Source organism: Kitasatospora sp. NPDC041988 (genome assembly GCF_055588525.1).
The window spans coordinates 222,801-246,806 of record NZ_JBVJCO010000005.1; the positions used below are offsets into that span (position 1 = coordinate 222,801).

Genomic DNA, 24,006 nt, shown 5'->3' on the forward strand with positions numbered 1-24,006 from the left:
GTGACCTGTCGGTTAATGTCGGTGACTCACCCGCTCGCCTCCGGGGCGGGTGCCTGCGTCAGAGCAGCTCGCGGGCGGCGGCCTTGACCTCGGTGAGCAGCAGTTCGAGGTCCGCCTCGGTGGTGTCCGCGTTGAGCAGGCAGGCGCGCAGCATCTCGCGGCCGTCGAGCCGGGCGCCGGTGACGAAGACCCGGCCGCGCCGCTGAACCGCCACCGGCAGCTCCCGGTTGACGGCGTCCAGTGCGGCCTCGTCCAGCCCGGGGGCGCGGTGGCGGAACGCCACGATCGAGGTCTGCACCTCGGCCAGCAGCTCCAACTCTCCGTCCTTCTCGACGAGTTCGCCGAGGCGGCGGGCGAGCGCGGTGCACCGGGCGATGTCCCGGGCGAGGCCGTCGCGACCGCGGTGGGCGATGGTGGCCCAGAGCTTGAGGGCGCGGAACGGGCGGGTCTGCTCGGTGCCGTACTCGGAGAACCAGCCGAGCGCGCCGGCCGCCTCGTCGCGCAGGTAGGAGGGTACGAGGCTGAAGGCGGAGCGCAGCTCCTCGGTGTCGCGCACCAGCGCGCAGCCGCAGTCGACCGGTACACCGAGCCACTTGTGCGGGTCGAGGGCGAGCGAGTCGGCCCGCTCCAGCCCGGCGTAGCGGTGCGCGATCGCCGGGTCCAGCACGCCGAAGGCCCCGTAGGCGCCGTCCACGTGCAGCCACAGGCGCTGCTCGGCGCAGAGGTCGGCGAGCGGGTGGAAGGCGTCCACGGCGCCGGTGCCGACGGTGCCGGCGGAGGCGACGACCAGGAAGGGCAGCAGCCCGGCGGCCCGGTCGCGCTCGATGGCGGCGCGCAGATCGGCGGGGTCCAGCCGGCCGTCCGGGCCGGTGGCGACGGTACGCAGGTACCGGCTGCCGAGGCCCAGCAGCTCGGCGGCCTTGCGGACGCAGGAGTGGGTCTCCCCGCTGACGTAGCCGACCAGCGGCGGAAGGCCCGCGAGGCCCTCCTCGCGGATGTCGTGGCCGGCCAGCCGGGCGGCGCGGTTGCGGGCGGCGGCCAGGCAGACGATGGTCGCCATCGAGGTGCCGGAGGTGAGCAGTCCGCCGCCGGCCGGGTGCGGGAAGCCCACCAGCTCGGCGATCCAGCGGACGACGGCCCGTTCCAGGTGGACGTCGGCGTGGTCGCCGCCGGCCGAGCTGGGGTTCATCGCGGAGGCGGCGAGGGTGGCCAGCACCCCGGCTGGGGCGGGGGCGGAGTTGACCCAGCCGAAGAAGCGCGGGTTGCCGTTGCCCATCGGGTACGGCAGGACATCGCGCTCGATGGCGGACAGCAGCTCGGTGAGCGGGCGCCCGTCCTCCGGCAGCGGCGCGTCCAGCAGGGTCTGCCGGGCGGCGTCGTCCATCGGCTGCCAGACCGGGCGGGCGGGCAGCTCGGCGAGGTAGTCGCTGACGAGGTCGGCGGCGGTGTGCGCGGCGGCGCGGAAGTCCTCTGAGGTCACGGGGTGCTCCAGCGGGTGGGGGAGGCCTCGTGGCGCGGCGTCCTCGGCGCACCTGATCGGGCCCGATCCTACGGAAAGGGGCCCGCACCGTGCGGTGCGGGCCCCTTCGGGTGGCGCGGGTGCTCAGTCGAGCGAGGCGGAGAGCCCGCTCGCGGAGCGGCAGTAGCCCTGCATCTCCTTGTCGGTGATCTTGGCGCAGAGCCGGCCGGCCGCACCGCCGTCCGTGTAGTTCACCGTGTAGTAGCTGACCAGGCCCTCGGCACAGGCCTTGCGCTGCCAGCCGTCGGCGGCGGTGGCGCACTGCTGGGCGGCCCAGTCCTCGCGGTCCAGGTTGTACTTCATGGTCCGCGAGCCGACGCCCCGGCTGCAGTCCACGGCCCCGCCGGACGCCTTTCCGCCCAGGCACCACTTCAGCGCGTCGCCGTACACCTCGGGGTGGTTCGGGTAGTCGTGCGAGGAGAGGTAGAAGGTCGGCGCGTAGAAGAAGCAGGCGGACTGGAACAGCGCCGGCTGGTCCTTGCACGGGTACAGCGGGTCCTGGGCGAGCTTGTCGGCGGGCAGGTTCGCCTTCGCCTTCTCGTCCTCCTCGTCCGGCCCGAACAGCTGCATGAAGAGGCCCTCGGAGCAGCGGATCCGGTTCTGGTCGGTGGTGAACTTGTTGCACAGGTCGCGGGCCTTGGCCACGTCCTGCTTGGCGACGAACATCGTGCCGTGGCCGACGCCGTGGATGCAGGGCCCGCTGTTCTTGGGCGCGCAGAGCTTCAGCAGGTCCACCTCGGGCTGGGCGGAGGCGTTCAGCATCTCCTCGACCGCGCCGTGCAGGTACCCGGCCGCGCAGGTCTCGTGCGGGAAGGAGATGACCTTCTGGAAGTCGGCGTTGTACCGCTTGACCGCCTGGTGCCCGAGCTCGTGCGCGATCGGGTGGCAGAACCGGACGGTGTACGGCTGCGCCTTGGAGATCTTGTCCAGGTCGGCCAGCGCGACGCCGGGGTCGGTGGCCTCCATCTCGGCCATCAGCTTGTTCCGCAGCGTCGAACGCGTCCAGACCGCCGGGTCGCCGGTCGGGGTGGCCGTCGCCCCGGCCGTCTGCGCGCCGCCGGCGGGCGGTGCGCCCGAACCCGCCGGGCCGGCCGTCCCGGGGGTGGCCGACGCGGCCGCCAGGGTGGCGGGCGTCCAGTCGGTGACGGCCACCGACCCCAGGCCCAGGACCCCCAGCAGGAGGGCGGTGAGAATCGCGAATGCTCGCGGTTGCATGGCGGAGATCCCCCGGCGGATCGAGACGGACGGTTCGCTCCCCATCCTGACGGCACGGGGCTGCGAAACCGTGTTTTCGGCCGCCATTCGGGAGGTGTCGGCGACGCTATCGCACGTCGTACCCGCTCAACGAAGCGGGATGGCCGGGGGTCACCACCCGGACGGCGCGGCCGCGGACGGGGCCCGCGCCGTGCCGCCCCGGTGGTGACGGCGGTTCAGAGTTCCAGCGAGACCTGGTACTCGGTCAGCCAGGCGTTGAGGTCCAGCGCCAGGTCGACCCCGAGTCGGACGGACTGCGGGTCGGTGTCCGGGGCGAGCGCGTCGCCGAGCGCCCGGCGGTCCAGCAGTCCGAGGACGGGGGCGTCCGGGTCGGTGGCCAGCTCGGCGAGCTCGGCCCGCAGCAGCGCCGGGTAGCGCGGGTCCTGGACGACGGGGTACGGGCTCTTCAGCCGGTCGGCGATCTCGTCCGGCAGCACGTCCCGGACGGCGGCGCGCAGCAGGCTCTTCTCCCGGCCGTCGAAGGACTTCATCGCCCAGGGCGTGTTGAAGACGTACTGGACGAGCCGGTGGTCGCAGAACGGCACCCGGACCTCCAGGCCGTTGGCCATGCTCATCCGGTCCTTGCGGTCCAGCAGGATGCAGACGAAGCGGGTGAGGTTGAGGTACGAGATCTCCCGCATCCGCCGTTCCACCGGGTCGGCGTCCGGCAGGTGCGGGACTTCGGCCAGTGCCTCGCGGTAGCGCGCCCGCCGGTACTCGTGTACGTCGAGCTTGCCGATCAGCCCGCGGTCCAGCAGCTGCTCGCGCGGCCCGGTGCCCGGCCCGCCGAGCTGGGTCACCGCGCCCGCCCACGGGAAGTCGTCGGCGGCGACCAGCCGCGGGTCGTGGAACCAGCGGTAGCCGCCGAACAGCTCGTCCGCGGACTCGCCGGACAGCGCCACGGTGGAGTGCCGGCGCACGCCGCGGAAGAGCAGCAGCAGCGAGCTGTCCATGTCGCCGAAGCCGCCCGGCATGTCCCGGGCGCGCAGGACGGCGGCGCGCTGCGCCGGGTCGGTGAGCTCGGCGCTGTCCAGCTCGATGACGCTGTGGTCGGCGCCGACGTGCCGGGCCAGCAGCCGGGCGTACGGGCCGTCCGGGGTGGACCGGATTTCGTCGGCCCGGAAGTGCTCGCTCTGGCCGGTGAAGTCGACCGCGAAGGAGCGCACCGGGCCGGCGCCGGCGGCGCGCAGGGCCCTGGCGGCCAGGGCGGTGACGGCGCTGGAGTCGAGGCCGCCGGAGAGCAGTGAGCAGAGCGGTACGTCCGCCTCCAGCTGGCGGTGGACGATGTCGTCGAGCAGGGCCCGGACGGTGGCCACCGTGGTGTCGAGGTCGTGGGTGTGCTCGCGGGCCTCCAGCGCCCAGTAGCGGCGGACCGAGATGCCCTCGTGGCGGACCCTGACCACGTGGCCGGGCTGCACCTCGACGATGCCCCGGTAGACCGAGCGGCCGGGGGTCTTGGTGACGGCGAACATCTCGCGCAGCCCGTCGAGGTCGACCACGGGCCGGACGTCGGGGTGGGCGAGCACGGCCTTCACCTCGGAGCCGAAGATCACGCCGTGCGGGGTGGGGCAGTAGTGCAGCGGCTTGACGCCCATCCGGTCCCGGACCAGCAGCAGCTCCTCGCCGCGGGCGTCCCAGATCGCGAAGGCGAACATGCCGTTCAGTCGCTCGGCCAGGCCGTCGCCCCACTCCAGGTAGGCGTGCAGCACCACCTCGGTGTCGCTGCGGGTGCGGAAGCGGTGGCCGGCGGCGGTCAGCTCGGCGCGGAGCTCCCGGTGGTTGTACACCTCCCCGCTGTAGGTGAGGGCGGCCAGCACCCGGCCGTCGTGCTCGACCGTCATGGGCTGGGTGCCGCCCTCGATGTCGATGACGGCGAGGCGGCGGTGGCCGAGCGCGGCGTGCCGCTCCAGGTGGACCCCGTGGGCGTCCGGGCCGCGGCAGAGCTGGGTGGCCGTCATCGCGTCGAGCACTGGACGTTCGGCGGTGAGGTCGCGGTCGAAGGCGACCCATCCGGTGATCCCGCACATCAGCAAGCCTCCGGTCTTCCGATACGCATCTCCGATACGTATGCGGAGAGTCACGCTACGTGGCGATCCGGTGCCGCTACAAGGGTGTGTCGACAAGGTGATGAATCCATGCCGGGCTTGCCAGGGCGTATCGGGCGGGCAACCGGCGGTGTTCCTTGAGCCGAAAGTCTCAAGATCTGCCCGAATTCGGGCAGGATCTTTGATCTCTCCGATCGGTCCGGCCTAGAGTCCTCATTCGTGTCCAGCTCACCCGGCGCCTCGCACCCTCACGAAGACCTGCTCGCCCACCTCACCCGGACCAGCCCGCTCGGGCCCCGCGAGGCGGCGCGGGTGGTGGCCGAGGTCCTGGCGTACTTCTCCGAGACGACCGAGGAGTACGTCCGCCGCCGCCACGGCGAGCTCCAGGCACGCGGCCTTACCAACGAGCGGATCTTCGCCCGGCTCGCCGAGGAACTGCCCGCCCGGCGGGTCGCGGCGCCCGGGCTCTCGGCCCGGCAGCTGCGCCGGATCGTGTACGGCTGAGTGCCGCCCCCCTGTCTCACGAAGGAGTCATCCAGATGTGCGGAATCGTGGCCTACATCGGCCCCAAGGACGCGACCCCCTTCCTGCTGGAGGGCCTGGCCCGGCTGGAGTACCGCGGCTACGACTCGGCCGGCGTGGCCGTCACCGGCCGCACCGGCGGCCTGAAGGTCCGCAAGGTCAAGGGCCGGGTCGCCGACCTCGCCGCCGCCGTGCCGGCCCGGTTCAAGGGCACCACCGGCATCGGCCACACCCGCTGGGCCACCCACGGCGTGCCCAGCGACGCCAACGCCCACCCGCACCTGGACAATGCCGAGCGCATCGCCGTCGTCCACAACGGCATCATCGAGAACGCCGACGAGCTGCGCGCCCGGCTCACCGCCGAGGGCGCCGTCTTCCGCTCCGAGACCGACACCGAGGTGCTCGCCCACCTGATCGCCGCGCACGCTGCCGAGGGCGCCGAGCTGGAGGACGCCGTGCGCGCCGCGCTCGGCAAGGTGGTCGGCACCTACGGCATCGCCGTGGTCGACGCCGACCAGCCCGACCGGATCGTGGTCGCCCGCAACGGCAGCCCGATCGTGCTCGGCATCGGGGAGAAGGAGATGTTCGCCGCCTCCGACGTCTCCGCGCTGGTCCGCTACACCCGCCAGGTCGTCCACCTGGAGGACGGCGAGCTGGCCACCGTCCGGGCCGACGGCTTCCGCACCTTCACCGAGGACGCCCGCACCACCCACCGCCAGCCGTCCACCGTGGACTGGGAGATCGACTCCTACGACACCGGCGGCTACGAGCACTTCCTGCTCAAGGAGATCCACGAGCAGCCCGGCTCCGTCGAGCGCACCCTCAGCGGCCGGCTCGACGAGCGGTTCGCCACCGCCCACCTCGGCGGCCTCAACCTGGACGCCCGCGAGCTGCGCGAGATCCGCCGGGTCAAGATCCTCGGCTGCGGCTCCGCCTACTACGCCGGTGAGATGGGCGCCCAGCTGATCGAGGAGCTGGCCCGCATCCCCGCCCACAGCGAGCCCGCCTCCGAGTTCCGCTACCGCAACCCGGTGATCGAGGCGGACACCCTGTACGTCGCGGTCAGCCAGTCCGGCGAGACCTACGACACCCTGGCCGCCGTCCAGGAGATCAAGCGCAAGGGCGGCCGCGTGCTCGGCGTCGTCAACACCGTCGGCAGCGCCATCGCCCGCGAGTGCGACGGCGGCATCTACCTGCACGCCGGGCCGGAGATCTCGGTCGCCTCCACCAAGGCGTTCACCTCCACGGTCATCGCCTTCGCGCTGCTCGCCCTGCACTTCGGCCGTATCCACGACCTCTCGCCCGCCGACGGCCGCCGCATCGTGGCCGGCCTCAAGGCGCTGCCGGACCAGATCCGGGAGATCCTCGCGCAGAGCGAGGACATCGCCGGACTCGCCGCCGAGTACGCCGAGTCCGAGGGCATGATGTTCATCGGCCGGGTCCGCGGCTTCCCGGTGGCCCGCGAGGGCGCGCAGAAGCTCAAGGAGATCTCCTACGTCCACGCCGAGGCCTACCCCGCCAGCGAGCTGAAGCACGGCCCGCTCGCGCTGATCAGCCCCGAGCTGCCGACCGTCGCCCTGGTACCGGACGACGAGCTGCTGGACAAGAACCTCACCACCCTCGGCGAGATCAAGGCCCGCTCCGGCCGCGTGGTGGCCATCGCCCACCGCCGCCCCGAGGCCAAGCTCGCGGACCACTGCATCCTGGTGCCCAAGAACGAGCCCGAGCTCGACCCGCTGCTCCTCAACATCCCGCTCCAGCTGCTCGCCTACCACGCCGCCGTGGCGCTCAAGCGCGACGTCGACAAGCCGCGCAACCTGGCCAAGAGCGTGACCGTCGAGTAGGTCGTCGTGCCGTCCGTCCGGGCCCGGTCGCCGTGCGGTGGCCGGGCCCGGACGCGCGGAAGCCCGCCGGGCTTCTGGGGCTCGGTGGGCTTCCGGAGTGCTGTGCCGCCGGACGGGCCGGCGGCGTCAGAGCGGATGGGGGAGTGTCACAGCAGGTAGAGCTTGGCAAAGGGCGCAGTGATCCTCTTCTCCTGCGAGCCGAAGTCCACGAGGACCGCGGTCGCCCCGCCCTCGACGGCGACGACCCGGCCGAGGCCGTACTCGTCGTGGGACACCCGATCGTCGACGGCGAAGTGTTTCGGTGGCGGGGGCACCTTGGCTCGGAAGGGACTGGTGGGCAGATGGCGCCTGGGCACGGGTGCGTTCGTCATTGCTGCCAGTATGCGCCCCGGACGGCCCCGAACGCGCCGGGACGGCCTCCCGAATTCCTTTCACCGAATGTTTCGCGCGGGCCTTCAGCCGCGGGTGAAGCTCCCGAGACCCTCCTGGTTCAACTGCTCGACCACCACGGTCGACGCCGTCCCGTCGGCCCCCACCGTGAACGTCACCCCCGACAGCCCGACCGCGTTCTCGCCCTGGGTCCGGAAGCTGAAGGTGTCGCCGCTGTAGTGCTGGAGCGGGAACCGCTTGCTGTCCGGCCCCAGGGTCATCACCAGGCCGCCGTCCCCGGCGCTCACGGTGAGCGGTCCGTAGTGGCCGTTGCCGTACGTGCCGACGTAGGCCGCGTCGGCCTTGGCGGGGGCGGCGCCGGCCGGCGGCTTGGTGTAGTCGGTCGGCGAGACGCCGGTCAGGGCCGCGGCGGGGACCAGCTTGCCGAAGAAGCCGAGCCAGTCGACCGTTTCCCGGCCGTTCTCGGCGAGGTCGAAGAACTCCGAGGCGACGGCCTCCGCGAGGCCGATCGGCTGGCCGTTGGTCAGTACGACGATCCCGAGGTGCTCGGACGGCAGCATGGTGACGACCGTGCCCGCGCCCAGCTCGAAGGCCCCGGAGTGGTTCAGCCGGAGCCGGCCGTGGGTGTCGTAGCCCACGTTCCACCCGAGGCCGTACATGCCGGGGGTGCCCGCGGGCGCCCTCGGCGGGCCGGTGACGCTGTGCGGCAGCCAGGTCTCGTGCAGCCCGTCCGCGTCGACGACCTGTCTGCCGTCGAGCTTGCCGTCGGCCATTTGCAGCCGCATCCACCGGGCGAGGTCGTTCACCGTGGAGCTCGCCCCGCCCGCCGGGGCCTGCGGGTCGGCGTTGTTGGTGGTGCTCGCCTGCCAGCCGCCGCCGGCCTTGACGTGCGGCACCGCCTTGTCCGCCGCGCTGTCGTAGGCGGAGCGGCGCGAGCTGGTGGAGTCCATGCCCAGCGGCTTGTAGAGCACGTCGGCCGCCAGGTCCTCCCAGGCCACGCCCTTGGTCCTGGCCACGGCCACCGCCGCCTCGGTGAGGCCGTAGTTGGTGTACGCGTAGCTGGCCCGGAACGGTGCGAGCGGCTCGTCGCGCAGGTGCTGGAGGATGTAGTCGCGCTGGTAGCCGAGATCCTCCAGGAGGTCCCCGGCGTGGTCGGGCAGGCCGCTGCGGTGCGAGAAGAGGTCGGCGATCGTCACGTGCCCGCTCACCCACGGGTCGGCCAGCGCGAAACCCGGATCGTGGGCCGTGACGGGGTCATCCCACTTCACCGTCTTCTGGCCGACCACCCCGGCGACCACGGTCGAGGAGAGCGGCTTGGAGAGCGAGGCGAGCTGGAACACGGTGTCCGCCCCGACGGTGTCCGGCTTGCCCACCTGGCGGACGCCGAAGCCCTTGGTGTGGACGACCTTGTCCTGGTGGACGACGGCGACGGCGACGCCCGGGACACCCGTCTTGGCCATGGCGTCCCGCACATAGCCGTCGATCCTGGCCACGGCGGACGACACCCGGTCACCGGTCAGCTCGGGGGCCGGCTGGGCGGGCGGCGCGGTGGCCGGTGCGGAGGACGGGCTCTGGGCGGGGGCGGCGGCGGGATCGGTCGCGGCCGCGGAGGTGCACGCGGCCAGCGACGGGCCGGCCAGCAGCAGACCGGCCAGCAGCGGCACGGCGGTACGGGCCCCGGGCCCGGTCCGGACCGGCCGGGGAGCGGTCCGACGGGCTGCGCCGTGACGGTGCATCAAGGTCCTCCCTCGTCCGGACGGCGCGGCCCCGTTCGGCGCGCCGCCGTCTGCGATCACGGCGTGAGTATTGGCCGGGCCCGCAGGCCCCGGCCGCTGCCGCGCGTCGGGGTCCGCGCAATCCACCCGCTCGGTCGAGCCGCCGGAAGCCGCCCCGGAGGCGCCCCGGACACCGCCGTCGACACCGGGGTGGACGCCGGGCGGGGCGCGGGCGGGCCGTGCGAGGAAAAAAACGCCGCTTCGGTGCGGTACCTGCTACAGTCGATGTCAGTTGCAGTTTTGGTTCCCATGAACTTTGTGTGCGCCTGCCGGTTGTGACCGCTGGCGCATTTTTTGTTTTCCCGATTTCTTCTTCGGGTGGGCCTCATCGCGGCGACACGGGCCCCTGCGAGGTGCAGGACCCGCATTTGCCTTTCAAGGAGATTTTTCATGGCTAATGGCACTGTGAAGTGGTTCAACGCGGAGAAGGGCTTCGGCTTCATCGAGCAGGAGGGTGGCGGCCCGGACGTCTTCGCCCACTACTCGAACATCAACGCCCAGGGCTTCCGCGAGCTGCTTGAGGGCCAGAAGGTCGAGTTCGACGTCACGCAGGGCCAGAAGGGCCCGCAGGCGGAGAACATTCGCCCGCTGTAGTTAAAACCGCTGAGCGGCACCCGCCCATTTTCGGGCGGTGACGGCCGAACAGCACGGGCCTGCACCGAGCCATTCGGCCGGTGCAGGCCTTTCGGCGTTTTCCGGCCCCGCCGCGGGCCACTGCCCCCGGCGGGGCCGCTCCGTTAGTCTGGAGGTATGCCGAAACCGGATCCGCTGCTGACCGGCATCACCGCGATGGTGGAGTCGACGGGCAGCAACCAGATGCCGATCACCGTCGTTGTTCCCGGAGCGGTCATCACGGGACGGCTCGCCGCCGAAGCCGTCTGGCGCGAACGGGTCGCGGAGGTCCTTGAAGCCTCCGACCGCCTCAAGCCGTTCGCACCCCTCTTCGCCGACCCGGCCGACGCCCCGGCCCCCGGCACCGCCCCGGTGACCCACCTCCACCTGCATCTGGCGAGGATCCTCCAGGGTGACTTCGGTCTCCCGCACACCGGTGGGATGTACCGGATCGCGATCGAGGACGTCTCCAGCTGGACCCTCGGGGACCTCGGCTACTCGGACCAGTGACCGGCGCCGGGGGCCGGCCCAGGCTCAGCCGGCCTGGTGGACCACCTCGCCGCCGACCACGGTGAGGTCGACCCGGGCGTCCAGGTAGGCCTTCGGGTCCAGGCCGAAGAGGTCCTCGGAGAGCAGGACGAGATCGCCCAGCTTGCCGGGGGTGATCGAGCCCACGCGGTCGTCCAGGAAGTTGGCGTAGGCGCTGCCGAGGGTGTAGCCGCGCAGGGCGGCGGCCAGGGGGACGGTCTCACCGGGCATCCACGCCTCGCCGCCGGCCAGCCCCCGGCGGGTCACGGCGGTGTAGAGACCGACCAGCGGATCCATCTCGGCGACGTTCCAGTCACTGGAGAAGGCCAGCACCGCGCCGGCGTCCTGGAGGCTGCGCATCGGCCAGGCCTTGGACCAGCGCTGCTCGCCGACCGCCTCGGCCCAGTCCTTGCCCGGGCCGGCGATGTCGGGGGAGCAGTGCCGGGGCTGCATGCAGGCGACCACGCCCAGCTCGGCGAAGCGCGGCACGTCGGCCGGGTCCAGGCACTCGACGTGGACCACTTGGTGGCGGGCGTCGCGGGGGCCGTTGACCCGGCGGGCGTGCTCGACCGCGTCCAGCACGGTGCGGATGCCGCGGTCGCCGGTGGCGTGCACGAAGGCCTGGAAGCCGGCCGCGTCGAGGCGGGCCAGCACCTCGGCGAACTCCTCGGCCGGGTAGAAGGTCTCGCCCCGGTGGCTGTGGTGGCCCGCGTAGGGCTCCAGCAGTGCGGCCGTGTGCGGCTCCACCACGTCGTCGATGTAGAGCTTCAGCGGGCGGACCCGGAACCGGTCGCCGTCGTGCCGCCGCGCCGCCGCCGCGAACTCGGCGAGCTCCGCCTCGGTGGTGCCCCGGGGGTGGAACAGTGCGGCGACCAGGCGGGAGCGGAGCCGGCCCTCGGCGATCGCGCGCTCGAACAGGGCCAGGTCGTCCAGGGAGTTCTGTGGTTCGACCACGGTGGTGATGCCGTAGCGGGCGGCCGGGTCGAGGCTGGCGGCGAGCCGGCCGTACTGGCGGTCGGGGTGGGCCCAGGGCACGCCCGCCGCGCGCAGCGCGCGGTGTCCGTCGCGGGAGAGGCCGCGGACCGCGAAGTCGGTGAGGAAGCCGGTCGGTTCGGGTGCCGGCGCGGGCCGGGGCGTGCTCGTCGGGTCAGGCGTCGGGGGGTCCGGTGGCGGCGCGGAAGGCGATGAGGGCGATGTCGTCGCGGGCGTCGGGGACGTCGGCGAGCAGACGGTCGCAGAGGGCGTTGAGCGGCAGGCCGTGCGCCTGCCCCGCGGCGGCGGCCAGCCGGGCCAGCCCGGTGGCCAGGTTCTCGCCGGGGACCTCGATCAGCCCGTCGGTGTAGAGGAGCACGGTGTCGCCGGGGGCGATCGGCGTGCGGTGGGTGTGGCGCGGTTCGGCGGGGGCCACGCAGAGCGGGACGTCGGCCTCGTCGGCGTCGAGGAAGCGCGGCGGGCCGTCGGCCGGGAGCAGCAGCGGAGGCGGGTGGCCGGCATTGGACCAGGCCGCCTGCCAGCCGCCGTCGGTGGTCAGGGCGAGATGGAGGTGGACGGCGGTGGCGAAGACAGCGACGCCGAGTCCGTCGGCTGCGGCGTCCAGCCCGGCGAGGGCGTCGGCCGGGGTGTGCAGGTGGGTGCGGTTGTAGGCGATGGAACGCAGCATGCTGCGCAGCTGGCCCATGGTGGTGGCGGCGGTGAGGTCGTGGCCGGCCACGTCGCCGATGGTCATGGCGAGCGAGCCGTCGGGCAGCACGAAGGCGTCGTACCAGTCGCCGCCGACCTCGGCGGCGCGGTTCCCCGGCTGGTAGCGGGCGGCGAGTTCGGCGCCGGGCACGGTGGGCGGGGCGGTGAGCAGGGCCCGCTGCAGGACGAGCGCCGCGTGCCGGGTGCGCTGGAGCTCCAGGGTCTGGCGCAGCGGCACCTGGGCGCGCTGGAGGACCTCCTGGAGCAGCTCGATGTCGGCGCGGCCGGGCGGCGGGGTGTCGTCGCAGCCGGCCGCCGCGGCGAGGGCGACGGTGGCGCCGTCGAGCACGATGGGCAGCAGGGTGAGGCTGGTGGCGCGGGCCGCGGCCAGCCACCGTGCCGACTCCTCGGGGACCAGGCCGGGCGGGACGTGGCCGGCCGGGAAGGTCAGCAGGGCGGGGGCCCGGTCGGCGACGGCCTGCCTGGCCGAGGGCCCGAGCAGGAAGGTCTGCTGGCGCAGCGGTGGCAGCGGCGGCAGACCGGGCCGGGCGGTGGAGGCGATCCGGGTACCGCGGATCTCGTCGGGCTGGGACGAGTGCTCCCGGCCGGAGAGTACGAACACCGTGCAGGCGTCGGTGAGGTCGGGCACCACCAGGTCGGCGACGGCCGCGAAGGCGTCCTCCGGGCGGGAGGCCTCGGTGACCGCGACAGCCCGGGCGAGCAGGCGTTCGCGCAGCCGGTTGCGCCAGCGGTCCTCGATGTCGGAGGTGGCACCGATCCACTCCACCAGCTGCCCGTCGCGCACGATCGGCACGGCCCGCGAGGCGACGTGGCGGTACTCGCCGGAGGAGGTGCGGACCCGGAAACTGTGCTCGAACATCGTCGGCTCGCCCTCCGCCGCGTCCAGCCAGCGCCGGGCCAGGGCCTCCCGGTCCCGGGGGTGGATGAGCTCGAACCACGCCTCGTCCATGGTCTCCCGCCACGGGTACCCGGTCAGCTCCTCCCAGCCCGGGACCAGCTCGGCCATCGTGCCGTCCGCACGGGTGAGCCAGACCAGCTGGGAGACGGCCGACATCAGCGCCTCGTAGCGCTGGAGCGCGTACAGGCGGTCCAGCGAGAGCCGCTCGGCGCGCTGGGCGGAGTGCACCTCGGCGGTGGTGTCGATCGCGCTGACCAGGACGCCGGGCCCGAAGCGGGAGGAGACCGGCGAGCAGCTGTAGACGAAGTGCCGGTGCCCCTCCGGATCGTCCTCGGCCGTCTCCACGGTACGCGGCGTGGTGACCTGGCGGGCCGTTCCGTCGGCCCGGACCAGGTCGAGGGTCTCGAAGAACCGGTCCACCCCCGGCTCGGTGAACACCTCCCGGATGGGCACCCCCATCGGCCGGGGGCCGAACAGGTCGTGGAAGGCGTCGTTGCGGTAGACCAGGCGGTGCTCCGGCCCCGCGGTGAGGGCGATCGCCACGATGGCCCGGTCGAAGACCTCCGGAGTCAGCTGTGGCTCGGGCACCCGTGTCGTCCCCTTCGGCGGTGCACGGCCGGGGCACGCGCAGCGCCGCGGCCGCTCGGTGATCGACGGCATCGACGGCCGGGGAGGCGAGCAGCGGTGACCGACAGCGGCCGTCACCCGCACGCTACCGGCGGACCGGGCGCCCGCGCGTCGCAGAGCCGCCCCGGCGGCCGACGTGTCGCACACGGAAGGCGTTCGGCACGCCTCGGCGCGGCAGACCGGCGTGCAGCGCCGAGGCGTTCCGCTCCTCCGGCGGCGGGCCGGTCACCGGCCGGTCGTGGTGCGGGCGGCCCCGGCGGCGCGGACGGCCGCCGCGGCCAGGCGGTGGTTCTCCGAGGCGCCGCCGCCCTCACCGAAGGCGAACCGGCGGCGGGTGTAGCTGTAGGCGATGCCGCTGCGCGGGTCGGCGAAGGACTGCGCGCCCACCGCGCCGCTGTGGCCGAAGGCCTCCGGGCCGAGGAACGGGTACCGGGAGCTCTGCGCCTCGAAGCCGAGGCCGAAGTGGTCCCGCTCGCCGGTCACCAGGTCGGTGCCGTGGGTGCGGACGCGACCGAACTCGGCGATCGTCTCCGGGGAGAGCAGCGGCGGCCGGCCGTCCAGCCCGCTCGCCGCCGCCGCGTACAGCGCGGCCAGGCCACGGGCGTTGCCGACGCCGCCGGTGGAGGCCGGGCCGAGCGCGCGCACCGCACGCGTGTTGGCGTACGCGACCAGGTCGGTGGGCGGCGTGGCGTTCAGGTTGAAGGCGATCCCGGTGAGGCTGTCCGGCGCGGGCGCCCCGGCCGCCGCCTCCTGCTCCGCGGTGAGCAGCGCGGGCAGCACCGGCAGGTAGCGCGGCTCCAGCCCGGCCGGAAGGCCGAGGTGGAAGTCGAGCCCGTACGGCGCCCGGATCCGCTCCTCGTACAGCTCCTGGATCGAGCGGCCGGTCCGGCGGCGGACCACCTCGCCGGTCAGCGCGCCGATCACGAACGCGTGGTAGCCGTACCCGGAACCGGGCTCCCAGTACGGCTTCTGCACGGCCAGCCGGGCGGCCAGCCGCCGGTCGTCGGCCAGCTCCTCGACGGTGAAGCCGCCGTCGACGCCGATCAGCCCGGCCCGGTGCTCCAGCACCTGCCGCAGGGTGATCCTGCCCTTGCCCTCGGCCGCGAACTCCGGCCAGTGGCGGGCCACTTCGTCGTCGAGGCCGAGCACGCCCTCCTGCGCCAGCAGCGCCACCACCAGGTGCGCGGCGCCCTTGGCGGAGGAGTAGAGGGCGAACAGTGACTCGCCCGACACCCCCTCGCCGGTCCAGAGGTCCACCACGCGGCGGCCGTCGAGGTGGACGGCCAGCTGGGCGCCGCCGCTGTCCGGCCCGGCGGCCGCGACGGCGGTGAACTCCGCGCGTACCTCCTCGAATCCGGGCGCGACACTCCCGTGGACGGCGGCACTGCTCGACATGGTTCCCCCTCGGTACCGGACCTGCTCAGGCCGCTGGTCACCGGCCTGCCGAGGCGTCAACTTCCGGCCGGCCGAGATCATTCCGGGGAGCGGGGAGCGGGGAGCGGGGAGCGGGGAGCGGGGAGCGGGTCGGTGCGGGGTCACTTCACGGGTGCCGGGTGGTGAGCGAGTTGAGGAGCGCGGCGCCGCGCTCGGCGTCGTCGACGCTGACGGCGAAGTCGGTGCCCTTGCGCGGGCGGACGACCAGGCAGCCGCCGCTACGGAGCATCACCGTGGTGCCCAGACCGCTGAAGCGGTAGCCCCAGCCGCCGACCTGGGCCGGGGTCCGCTGCTCGGCGCGGGCCGACTCGATGGCGTCGAGCGGCCAGCGGCGCACCGGCCAGCCGGCCGGGCCGAAGGCGACCTCCAGGCCCTTCGGCGTCACCAGGGCCTGGACGGAGGAACAGCCGAACATCGTGACGGCGGCGATCGCGAGCGGGAGAGCGACGGCCCACAGTGCGTCGGCCAGGCCGGCGGTGGCGGCGATCGCGGTACCGGCGGCGGCCAGGCCGACCAGGGTGGCGCTCAGCTGGAGCCAGGGGTTGACGGTGCGGGAGAGCCAGGCGAAGCGCTCCCCGGCGGGGATGTCGAGCTGCGGGCCGCCGTCCCGGCCGGGCGTCCCGTCGGCCCCGGCGGGGGACGGGGGCGGGGTGGCGCGGCGGCCGGCGAGCCGGCCGAGCATGCCGGCGAGGGCCGATGCCGCCAGGATGGCGAAGACCTCCGGGCCGACCGAGCCGGCGTCCGTCCAGGCGGCCCGGTCCAGGTTGGCGTGCACGATCGAGGCCTGTGCGCCGGTGAGCAGGACACCCCCGGCGAGCAGCGCCGCGCCGGACCAGGACCGCGCCGCCGGGCCGACCCGCCGCACGGTCAGGGCCAGCCCCAGGACCATGGCCACCCAGATCCCGGCGGGGAAGAGCGGCACCGCCCAGAAGGGCATCGAGCCGTCGGGGCGCCCGCCCGCGCCCCAGTGGGTGGCCACCTCGTCCGGCAGCCGGCCGGCCGCCGCCAGGGGCAGTGCGACCAGGGCGGCCGGCACCCCCGCCGTCCAGGCGGCAGCACTCCACCACGCACCACGTTTCCGGTTCCCCCCGCCGTTCACGGCAGCCTCCTGATCAGTTCGACGAGATCGGTCCTGCTGTAGCCGAGCCGCGCGGCCTCGGCGACCAACGCGGCTGCCTGGACGAGCAGTTCGGCCCGCTGGTCGGCGCCTGCGGCCACCGTCACCCCGCGGCCGCGGCGGAACTCCAGCACACCCTCGTCCCGGAGCGCGCGCAGGCCGCGCAGCACGGTGTTGGCGTTGACGCCCAGCGCCCGGGACAGCTCCCGGGCGGGCGGCAGCCGGTCGCCCGGCGCGCACTCGCCCTCGGCGATGGCGCGCCTGATCGCACCGGCCACCTGCTCGTGCAGGGGGCGGCTGTCGGAGAGATCCAGCTTCAGCAGCATGATGCTATCGACAGTAGCACCATTCAGATGATGGGCGGCTTCTTCCGGAGCAGACGGGGAGGAGCCGGCGGGGTGGCGGCGTCTCGCGGGTCGCGGCGTGTCTCGGCGGGGTGTCCGGACGGACTCCCCACGCCTAGACTGCGGAACTCGCGCGGTATTACCGGCTGGTAGGGGATGGGGAGTTCGTATGGCGCAGGAGCGGGTCCACGCGTTCGGGGACGATGCGCTGGGGGAGCACGACGCGGTGGCGCTGGCGGCGTTGGTGCGGGCCGGGGAGGTCAGTCCGGCGGAGCTCGCCGCGGCCGCGGCGGCGCGGGCGGAGCGGGTCGATGCCGCGTTGGCGCCGGTCGCGTTCGCCGCGTACGGGCAGCCGCGGACGGCGCCGGCCGGTGACGGGGGTGCGCTGTTCGGGGTGCCGAGCTATCTGAAGGACAACGTGGACCTGCGCGGAATGCCGACCGGGCAGGGGAGTTCGGCGTTCCGGGCCAAGCCGGCGCGGCGGACGGCGGGCTTCGCCGAGCAGTTCCTCAGTACGGGGCTGGCCGTACTCGGCAAGACCCGGCTGCCGGAGTTCGGCCTCAACGCCTCGACCGAGTTCGCCGAGGCCCGGCCGGTGCGCAACCCGTGGCGGCCCTCGCACTCGCCGGGGGCGTCCTCGGGCGGGGCGGCGGCGCTGGTCGCGGCGGGCGTCGTCCCGATCGCGCACGCCAACGACGGCGGCGGGTCGATCCGGATCCCGGCGGCCTGTTGCGGGCTGGTCGGGCTGAAGCCGACCAGGGGCCGGATGGTCGCCAACGACCAGGGCCGGCGGCTGCCGATCGACCTGGTCACCGACGGCGTGGTCACCCGTTCCGTCCGGGACACCGCCGCCTTCTTCGCGGCGGCCGAGCGCCACCACCGCAACCCGGCGCTGCCGCCGCTCGGCCTGGTGGAGGGGCCCGGCGACCGGCCGCTGCGGGTCGGGCTGGTGCTGGACTCGCCGGTGGCGGCCACCGACGGGCCGACCCGGAACGCGGTGGAGCGGACGGCGGGGCGGCTGGAGGCGCTGGGGCACAAGGTGACGCCCACCGTGCTGCCGTTCGGCGAGGAGTTCTCCCGGGACTTCACCCTCTACTGGGGCTACATCGCCTTTCTGATCGCCACCACCGGCAAGGTGCTGCTGGACCCGGGCTTCCAGGCCCGCAAGCTGGACGGCCTGACCACGGGTCTGAGGCGCACCTTCCACCGCGAGTTCATGAAGACGCCGGGCGTCCTGCGCCGGCTGCGGCAGGCCGAGGCGGCGTATGCGGGGCTGTTCCGGGACCACGACGTGATCCTCTCGCCGGTGCTCGCGCACATGGCGCCGCCGATCGGGCACCTGAGCCCGAACGTCGCCTTCGAGGAGCTGCTGGACCGGCTGCACCGCTATGTGGCGTTCACGCCGGTGAACAACGTGACGGGCGGCCCGGCGATCTCACTGCCGGCCGAGCCGACGGGCAACGGCCTGCCGGTCGGCGTGCACCTGTCGGCGGCGCACGGCCAGGAGCGGCTGCTGCTGGAGCTGGCCTTCGCACTGGAGGCGGACCGGCCCTGGCAGCGGATCCAGGACCAGGGCGTCTCGTAGGGCGGTTCGGCCGAACCCTCAGCCCGGGCCGGGGGCCGCGATCGCCCGTGCGGCCCGGACCTCCTGGTGCAGCGGGGCCAGCACGCCGTCCCGCTGCTCGTCCGGCTCGTCCGAGCCGTCCGCCTTCACCGGGGCCGCCGGCGACGCCCCCGCGCGCAGGGCGTCCACCAGGTCGCCCAGCTCCCGGACGACGGCCGCGACCTCGGCCGAGGGCGGTGCCGGGACGCCGTGGTCGACCCGGACCCGGGCGGCCGTGGTGGCCTCCACGATCCGCTCGACGGCGATCACCAGCGGCCACCACGCGGCGGCCCGCGCTCCGGTCGGCGGCGGTTCGGTGAGCGCGCGCTGGAACTCCGAGCGGACGGCGGAAAGGTCGCGGTAGAGCCGGCGCCGGTAGCGCAGCCGGACGGCCTGGTCCCGTCCGGGGGTGGCGGGGAAGGCCAGCGTGACGTAGGAGACCGTGTCCGCGACGGCGTCGGCGAGCCGGTCGCCGATCCGGGTGTGCCAGGACTCCGGCCAGAGCAGGTAGCCGGCGATCAGCGAGATCGCGCAGCCGATCAGCGAGTCGTAGAGCCGGGGCAGCACCAGCTGGAACCCCTGATGGTTGATCAGGTCGGAGAGGAGCAGGATGACCGGGGTGATGGCGGCGGTCTGGAACGCGTAGCCCTTGGCCGAGGCGGCGGGGATCAGCATCGCGAGGAGCGCCGTCATCGGCACGTCCCACCACCCGCGGGGCACCTCGGCGAGGACCGGGATCGCGATCAGCAGCCCGGCCGCGGTGCCGAGCGCGCGCAGCACGGCGCGCGAGAAGACGGAGCCGAAGTCGGGCTTCATGACGAAGGTGACGGTCAGCGCCACCCAGTAGGAGCGGGGCACCGGCAGCGTCGAGACCAGCACCTGGGCGAGGCCGATGCACAGGGCCAGCCGCAGGCCGTAGCGCCAGGACGCCCCGGAGAGCAGCGCGGCCCGCGCGGTGCGCCGGGCGCGGACCCGGAACGCGGCGGGGTGGCCGAGGCGGTCGGCCGGGCCGAACGGGTCGGGCGAGGGTTCGTGGGCGACGGCGGCCGCGTAGTGCAGCGCCTGGTCGATGGCGCGTTCCGAGGGGCCGGTCGGCGGCGGCAGGTCGAGCGGGAGCGCGCCGGGCCGGCCCTGTTCGACGGCGGTGGCCAGCTCGCGGACCGCCGCCGGGTACGCCGGTGCCAGCGGGCCGAGCGAGGCCGGCCGCAGCTTGGCCGCCGAACCGGCCTCGACCACCGGCACCAAGGCGTTGAGCTGGGCGATCAGCAGGGCGAGCACCGGGGAGCGGCCGTGCCGGCGGGCGCGGTGGGCGAGCAGCAGGTCGTAGGACTGGTTGAGCGAGTGGGTGACGGCCTGCCGCCGCTCGTCGTGCGCGGACGTGCCCGCCTCCTCCAGGAAGTCGGCGACGGCCCGGTACGTCCCGGCGACCGCCGTCCGCTCCGGCACGCCGCCGCGCAGCGGCCAGGCGAACAGGGTGAGCATCAGCACGACCAGGCCGCCGAGGGTGAGCAGCAACGGCGGCTTCCACCAGGGGGCGGGCATCGGCAGGCCGGCGCCGACCACGGCGTTGAGCAGGAGCAGCAGCCCCGAGGCGGAGGCGACGGCGCCGATCGAGGAGATCATGCCGGAGACCAGCGCGGTCATCGTGAGCACGGCGACGGCCGTCCACCCCTCCCCGTACACCAGCGTCCCGAGGGTGACGCCGAGGGCGCCGAACAGCTGGGGGACGGCGATGTTGAAGAGCCGCATCCGGTACGCGTCGGCGGTGTCGCCGATGACGGCGGAGAGCGCGCCCATCGACACCAGCGCGCCGTAGCCGGGGTTTCCGGCGGCCAGTCCGACCGCGAGCGGCGCGGAGAGCGCGACGGCGGCCCGGGCGACGGCGGCCCACGGGATCGGCGCGGAGTGCGGTCGCAGGCCGGCGGTGAGCCAGCTGGGGGGTACGAGCCGGCCGGCTCGTGAGCTCCGTGCCATACGAGAAACGTACGGCTCCGGGGGCGTCCGGGCCCGGTTGCCCCGGGCGCGCCGGCCGACCTGCTGGGCCGGCCGGGCACCGGCACGCCGTAGGACAGGCCCTGGCGTCCCCGTGCCTCGGAGCGGGCGGCCGGCGGGTCGGAGGCCCGGGCGGCCGGTATCGGCTTCGGGGCTTCGGCGTCGGGCTTGCCTTTTGTATCGAGTGCGCAAATGGCGCAGGCCCCCGCCGTCACCGGCGAGGGCCCCGGAGGGAGGCGGGTCAGCGCAGCGCCGAGGCCTTCGGGTGGCCGTCCGCCCCCTCCTCCGTCCGGTCCGCGCGGCGGGCGGCCGGGAGGTCGCGGGTGCGGCCGACGGGGGAGAACAGCAGGATCAGGGCGGCGAGCGGGACGCCGGCGGTGGCGATCCACATCGCGGGGCGCAGGCCGAGCGTCGTGCCGAGGATGCCGGCGAGCACCGCGCCGAGCGGGATGGTGCCGTAGTTGAGGACGGCGGCGCTGGCGGCGAGGCGGCCGAGCAGCTCGGGCGGGCAGTAGCTCTGCTGGAAGCTCGACTTGAGCACGTTGCCCGCCACCACCCCGGCGGAGACGCTGAGCCCGCCCGTGACGTAGAGCAGCACGCCCGCCCCGTCGGTGGTGAGCGGGATCAGTAGCGCGAGGCCGGGCAGGCCCAGCTCGAAGAGGAGCATCGCGCGGGCGGTGCCGATCCGGGCGGCGATCCGGCGGGCGGCGAACGCCCCGGCGACGCCGCCGCTCGCCGTGGCCGCGATCAGCCCGCCGACGGTGCCGGAGGCGAGTCCGACCTCGCGGATCAGGAAGGCGACCTGGATCGACTGGTACCCCATCAGCGTCAGGTTGGAGGCGGCGCCGAAGAGCGTCAGTGTGCGCAGCCAGCGGTCGCCGGCGACCAGGCGCAGGCCTTCGCCGATCTCGCGTCGCAGCGCCCGTTCCCTGCGGGGGGCGGGGGTCTCGCGGTGGCGGATCCGGCCCAGGCAGACGAGGGAGAGCAGGAAGGTGGCGGCGTTGGCGAACATGCCGTTCACCGCGCCCGCGAACTGGCCGATCAGGCCGCCGGAGCCGAGCCCGGCGATCTGGGCGGCGGACGCGCTGCCGTGCAGCTTGGCGTTGCCCTCGGGCTGGTCGGCGGGGTCGAGCAGGCCGGGCAGGTAGGCGGTGTAGGCGGTCTGGAAGAAGACCGCGGCCGTGCCCGTCAGCAGGGAGACGGTCAGCAGCAGGCCGATGCTCAGGTGGCCGAGCCGGTCGGCCAGCGGGACGGCGGCGAACAGCAGCAGTGAGGCCGCGGCGGTGGCCAGCATGATCGGCCGGCGTGGTAAGCGGTCCACCCAGACGCCGGCTGGCAGGCCGATCAGGAGCCAGGGCGCCCAGGCGGCGGCGTTCAGCAGGCCGATCTCGAAGGTTGACGCGTGCAGATCGGAGACGGCGATCAGCGGCAGTGCCACCCCGGTGACGGAGGCGCCGAACTTCCCGGCGGTCTCACCGCACCAGAGCAGGCGGAAGTCCCGGTGGCGGCGGAGCAGCCCGCCGCGGGCGGCGGGGCTCACTCGGCACCCCGGGCCCGGCGCGGGAAGGACTGGAGCTGCACCACGATCGGTAGCGCGTCAGGGTCGGGCGCGGCGTCCGGGCTGGGGGTGTGGCGGGCGATGACGGCCGCGAACTCATCGTTGAGCTCCCGGAGTTGAGTGGGCGTCAGGCGCAGGTGGCTCCAGTCCGAGACGGTGCCGACGTCGCGCCACTCGTCCTCCCACTCCTGGTCGAGGTAGGAGGTGACCCGGTTGAAGGAGTTCTGCACCACCTGGTGCACGTAGAGCGTGAGCGCGCTGTGGCTGGCGGGGTCGTCGCGGAAGTCCGTGGTGTCGAGCCGATTGGCCACGGGCACCCGGCGCCACCAGCGTTCGCGCTTGGTGCCGCGGCCGGTCTCCTCCTCGATGAAGCCGTGCTCGGCGAGGTGGCGCAGGTGCCAGCTGACGGTGCCGGTGTTCTCGCCGAGCTGCTCGGCGAGCCGGGTCGCGGTGGACGGGCCGTCCAGGTTGAGCAGTTCGAAGATCTGCATCCGCAACGGGTGGGCCAGGCCGCGCAGGCTCGTGGCGTCGAGCCGGCGGTGCGGCGTGGCGGGCGGGGTCGGCTGGTCCGGGTGCTCGATCATGGCGCCATCGTATGTTGCAGAGGATTCTCTGCATAGAGGTATCTGCAGAGAATCCTCTGCAACATGGGCGTGATGCCCTGCGATCATGCCGGGCCGGCTGGGCGGGTCCGGAGGTGCGGCCGGGCCGCACCTCCGGACGGCTGGGCCTCAGGCGGACTTGGCCGTCGCCCGGACGCCGAAGTGGACGTACCGGCTGCCGTCGGCGAGGGCGTAGAACACCACGGGGATCCAGGCGTCCTTCTCGTTGCGGCGGCCGGCGAACACCGTCTTCGCCGGCGTGTGCGAGACCGGGGTCAGGTGCCAGACCAGCGGGTCGAAGGTGCCTGCCAGGCCGTCCGCGCCCTCGTACCTCAGCCGCAGCGTGCCCGGGCCGCCGTCGCCGTCGGCGATGGTCATGAGGAAGCCCTCGCGCTTGTAGCTGCCGAGGAACGGCTCCGTCTCCACGGCCGGGGGTTCGGTGGCCGGCGCGAACCCGGGCATGGCGACCCCGGCGAGTTCGGCGCAGAGCTCGCGGCAGAGCGCCTCGAAGACCTTGGGCGCGGCGCCGCCGCCGTTGGTCAGCAGGGCGATGGCGAGGCCCTTCTCCGGGATGGCGCGCAGGTAGGCGAGCTGGCCGAAGGTGCTGCCGTCGTGGCCGAAGCCGCGCGCGCCGTCCCACTCGAACAGACCCCAGCCCAGGCCCCAGTGGGCGCCGAGGAACCACTGGTCGGGCATCTCGACCTCGCGGGTCAGCATCGCGTCGACCACGGCGGCCGGCAGCGCCCGGGCGCCGTCCGGCGCGGCACCGCCGTCCACGAACGCCCGGGCGAACCGGGCCACGTCGGCGGCGGTCGCGCTGATCCCGCCGTACGGGCCGGCCGAGCGCGGCAGCATGTTCCAGAGCGGGGTGGGGACGGGGCTCTCGCCCGGCTCGCCCATGTGCCCCATGGCGGCGCGGAAGCGCAGCACCTCCTCGGGCAGGGTCATGGTGTGCTCCAGCCCGAGCGGGGCCAGGAGCAGTTCCTTGAGCGCCTCGTCCCAGGTCTGGCCGGTGACCACCTCGACGATCCGGCCGAGGACGTTGTAGGCGGTGCTGGAGTACGACATGGTGACGCCGGGCGGGTTGGTCAGGCCGACCGTCCGCGCGTCCTCGATGTAGCGGGCCAGGCAGTCGTCGCCCCGGCCGGTGTCGTTGACGTAGTCGCCCTCGATGCCGCTGGTGTGGTTGAGCAGCTGGCGCGGCGTGATCGTCCGGGTGGCCCCGGCGTCGGCGACCGCGAAGTCCGGCAGGACGTCCGCGACCGGCGCGTCGAGGTCCAGCTTCCCGGCGTCGGCGAGCAGGACCACCATGGCGGCGGTGTAGCCCTTGCTGACGGAGCCGATCTGGAATACGGAGTCCGGGGTCACCGCGACGCCGGTGCCGGTGTGCAGGACGCCGGCGGCCAGTTCGTGGATCTCGCCGTCGGCGAGCACGGCCAGGGCGGCGCCGGGGATGTGGTGGGCGGCGAGGAGCTCGCCGAGCCGGGCCTGCCAGCGGGCGGTGTCGAACGCCGGGGCGCCGTCGTTCACGCCCAGCGCGCGGTTGACCGTACGGGCCACGTCGCGGTCGGTCCGTTCCAGGATCTCGGCCACCTCCCGGTCGACGAGCTTCGACACTTCCCGGCGCAGGTTTTCCGACAT

The 24,006-nt window shown here is 74.0% G+C and carries 18 protein-coding genes and 1 pseudogene; 5 read left to right on the plus strand and 14 right to left on the minus strand.

The features are described 5' to 3' along the window. Positions 1 to 58: 58 nt before the first annotated feature. From ACZ6NC_RS08180 to asnB, 3 genes are all read right to left on the minus strand, one after another. Positions 59 to 1,480, minus strand: coding sequence for a pyridoxal phosphate-dependent decarboxylase family protein (locus tag ACZ6NC_RS08180; protein WP_465730180.1), 1,422 nt, complete (start codon positions 1,478 to 1,480; stop codon positions 59 to 61). 123 nt (positions 1,481 to 1,603) lie between these two features. Then, positions 1,604 to 2,734 carry a hypothetical protein gene (locus tag ACZ6NC_RS08185; RefSeq protein ID WP_465730182.1) on the minus strand — a complete coding sequence of 377 codons (1,131 nt, stop codon included), beginning with the start codon at positions 2,732 to 2,734 and terminating at the stop codon, positions 1,604 to 1,606. A gap of 215 nt (positions 2,735 to 2,949) precedes the next feature. Beyond that, complete coding sequence (gene asnB, locus ACZ6NC_RS08190; RefSeq protein ID WP_465730184.1) at positions 2,950 to 4,800, minus strand: asparagine synthase (glutamine-hydrolyzing); 1,851 nt, start codon at positions 4,798 to 4,800, stop codon at positions 2,950 to 2,952. 237 nt (positions 4,801 to 5,037) lie between these two features. On the opposite strand from asnB, the gene ACZ6NC_RS08195 reads away from it, so the two are divergent. Together ACZ6NC_RS08195 and glmS are read left to right on the plus strand one after the other, a co-directional pair. Then, positions 5,038 to 5,322 carry a hypothetical protein gene (locus ACZ6NC_RS08195; protein WP_396322425.1) on the plus strand — a complete coding sequence of 95 codons (285 nt, stop codon included), beginning with the start codon at positions 5,038 to 5,040 and terminating at the stop codon, positions 5,320 to 5,322. A gap of 35 nt (positions 5,323 to 5,357) precedes the next feature. Next, a complete protein-coding gene (gene glmS / locus ACZ6NC_RS08200; RefSeq protein WP_465730186.1) occupies positions 5,358 to 7,184 on the plus strand; it encodes a glutamine--fructose-6-phosphate transaminase (isomerizing) in 1,827 nt (608 codons plus the stop codon). Between the two features lie 146 nt (positions 7,185 to 7,330). On the opposite strand, the gene ACZ6NC_RS08205 is transcribed toward glmS, so the two are convergent. Together ACZ6NC_RS08205 and ACZ6NC_RS08210 are read right to left on the minus strand one after the other, a co-directional pair. Then, positions 7,331 to 7,555, minus strand: coding sequence for a hypothetical protein (locus ACZ6NC_RS08205; RefSeq protein ID WP_396322423.1), 225 nt, complete (start codon positions 7,553 to 7,555; stop codon positions 7,331 to 7,333). A gap of 84 nt (positions 7,556 to 7,639) precedes the next feature. Further along, entirely contained in the window at positions 7,640 to 9,310 is a 1,671-nt protein-coding gene (locus tag ACZ6NC_RS08210) for a serine hydrolase (RefSeq protein WP_465730188.1), read from the minus strand. A 429-nt stretch (positions 9,311 to 9,739) separates the two neighbouring features. Here ACZ6NC_RS08210 and ACZ6NC_RS08215 point away from each other — a divergent pair, with 429 nt between their 5' ends. Continuing rightward, on the plus strand, positions 9,740 to 9,943 hold the full coding sequence (locus ACZ6NC_RS08215; protein WP_042388274.1) for a cold-shock protein: 204 nt from the start codon (positions 9,740 to 9,742) through the stop codon (positions 9,941 to 9,943). Between the two features lie 156 nt (positions 9,944 to 10,099). Then, positions 10,100 to 10,471: a hypothetical protein gene (locus ACZ6NC_RS08220; RefSeq protein ID WP_465730190.1), complete on the plus strand. Its 372-nt coding sequence runs from the start codon at positions 10,100 to 10,102 to the stop codon at positions 10,469 to 10,471. A gap of 24 nt (positions 10,472 to 10,495) precedes the next feature. On the opposite strand, the pseudogene ACZ6NC_RS08225 reads toward ACZ6NC_RS08220, so the two are convergent. From ACZ6NC_RS08225 to ACZ6NC_RS08245, 5 genes and pseudogenes are all read right to left on the minus strand, one after another. Continuing rightward, positions 10,496 to 11,560 (minus strand): annotated as a pseudogene (locus ACZ6NC_RS08225) (amidohydrolase); the annotation flags it as partial. A 76-nt stretch (positions 11,561 to 11,636) separates the two neighbouring features. Continuing rightward, positions 11,637 to 13,676 carry a SpoIIE family protein phosphatase gene (locus ACZ6NC_RS08230; RefSeq protein ID WP_465730192.1) on the minus strand — a complete coding sequence of 680 codons (2,040 nt, stop codon included), beginning with the start codon at positions 13,674 to 13,676 and terminating at the stop codon, positions 11,637 to 11,639. Positions 13,677 to 13,940: 264 nt separating this feature from the next. Further along, positions 13,941 to 15,110, minus strand: a complete 1,170-nt coding sequence (locus ACZ6NC_RS08235) for a serine hydrolase domain-containing protein (protein WP_465730194.1) — start codon at positions 15,108 to 15,110, stop codon at positions 13,941 to 13,943. 145 nt (positions 15,111 to 15,255) lie between these two features. After that, positions 15,256 to 16,248 carry a DUF1648 domain-containing protein gene (locus ACZ6NC_RS08240; protein ID WP_465730196.1) on the minus strand — a complete coding sequence of 331 codons (993 nt, stop codon included), beginning with the start codon at positions 16,246 to 16,248 and terminating at the stop codon, positions 15,256 to 15,258. Then, positions 16,245 to 16,592, minus strand: a complete 348-nt coding sequence (locus tag ACZ6NC_RS08245; protein WP_465730198.1) for a GntR family transcriptional regulator — start codon at positions 16,590 to 16,592, stop codon at positions 16,245 to 16,247. The genes ACZ6NC_RS08240 and ACZ6NC_RS08245 overlap by 4 nt, the downstream gene beginning before the upstream one ends. 187 nt (positions 16,593 to 16,779) lie before the next feature. Here ACZ6NC_RS08245 and ACZ6NC_RS08250 point away from each other — a divergent pair, with 187 nt between their 5' ends. After that, positions 16,780 to 18,195 carry an amidase gene (locus tag ACZ6NC_RS08250; protein ID WP_465730200.1) on the plus strand — a complete coding sequence of 472 codons (1,416 nt, stop codon included), beginning with the start codon at positions 16,780 to 16,782 and terminating at the stop codon, positions 18,193 to 18,195. Positions 18,196 to 18,213: 18 nt separating this feature from the next. Here the strand turns inward: ACZ6NC_RS08250 and ACZ6NC_RS08255 are convergent, their stop codons facing one another. The 4 genes from ACZ6NC_RS08255 to ACZ6NC_RS08270 all read right to left on the minus strand — a co-directional run bounded on the left by ACZ6NC_RS08255 (position 18,214) and on the right by ACZ6NC_RS08270 (position 24,006). Next, the gene (locus tag ACZ6NC_RS08255) at positions 18,214 to 20,187 is read right to left on the minus strand and encodes an FUSC family protein (RefSeq protein ID WP_465730202.1); all 1,974 of its coding nucleotides are present in this window, start codon (positions 20,185 to 20,187) and stop codon (positions 18,214 to 18,216) included. Between the two features lie 259 nt (positions 20,188 to 20,446). Continuing rightward, complete coding sequence (locus ACZ6NC_RS08260) at positions 20,447 to 21,745, minus strand: MFS transporter (protein WP_465730204.1); 1,299 nt, start codon at positions 21,743 to 21,745, stop codon at positions 20,447 to 20,449. Continuing rightward, positions 21,742 to 22,347 (minus strand): ArsR/SmtB family transcription factor, encoded by a 606-nt coding sequence (locus ACZ6NC_RS08265; RefSeq protein ID WP_465730206.1) that lies wholly within the window; start codon positions 22,345 to 22,347, stop codon positions 21,742 to 21,744. Before ACZ6NC_RS08265 ends, ACZ6NC_RS08260 begins: the two co-directional genes overlap by 4 nt. Before the next feature lie 147 nt (positions 22,348 to 22,494). Further along, on the minus strand, positions 22,495 to 24,006 hold the full coding sequence (locus tag ACZ6NC_RS08270) for a serine hydrolase domain-containing protein (RefSeq protein ID WP_465730208.1): 1,512 nt from the start codon (positions 24,004 to 24,006) through the stop codon (positions 22,495 to 22,497).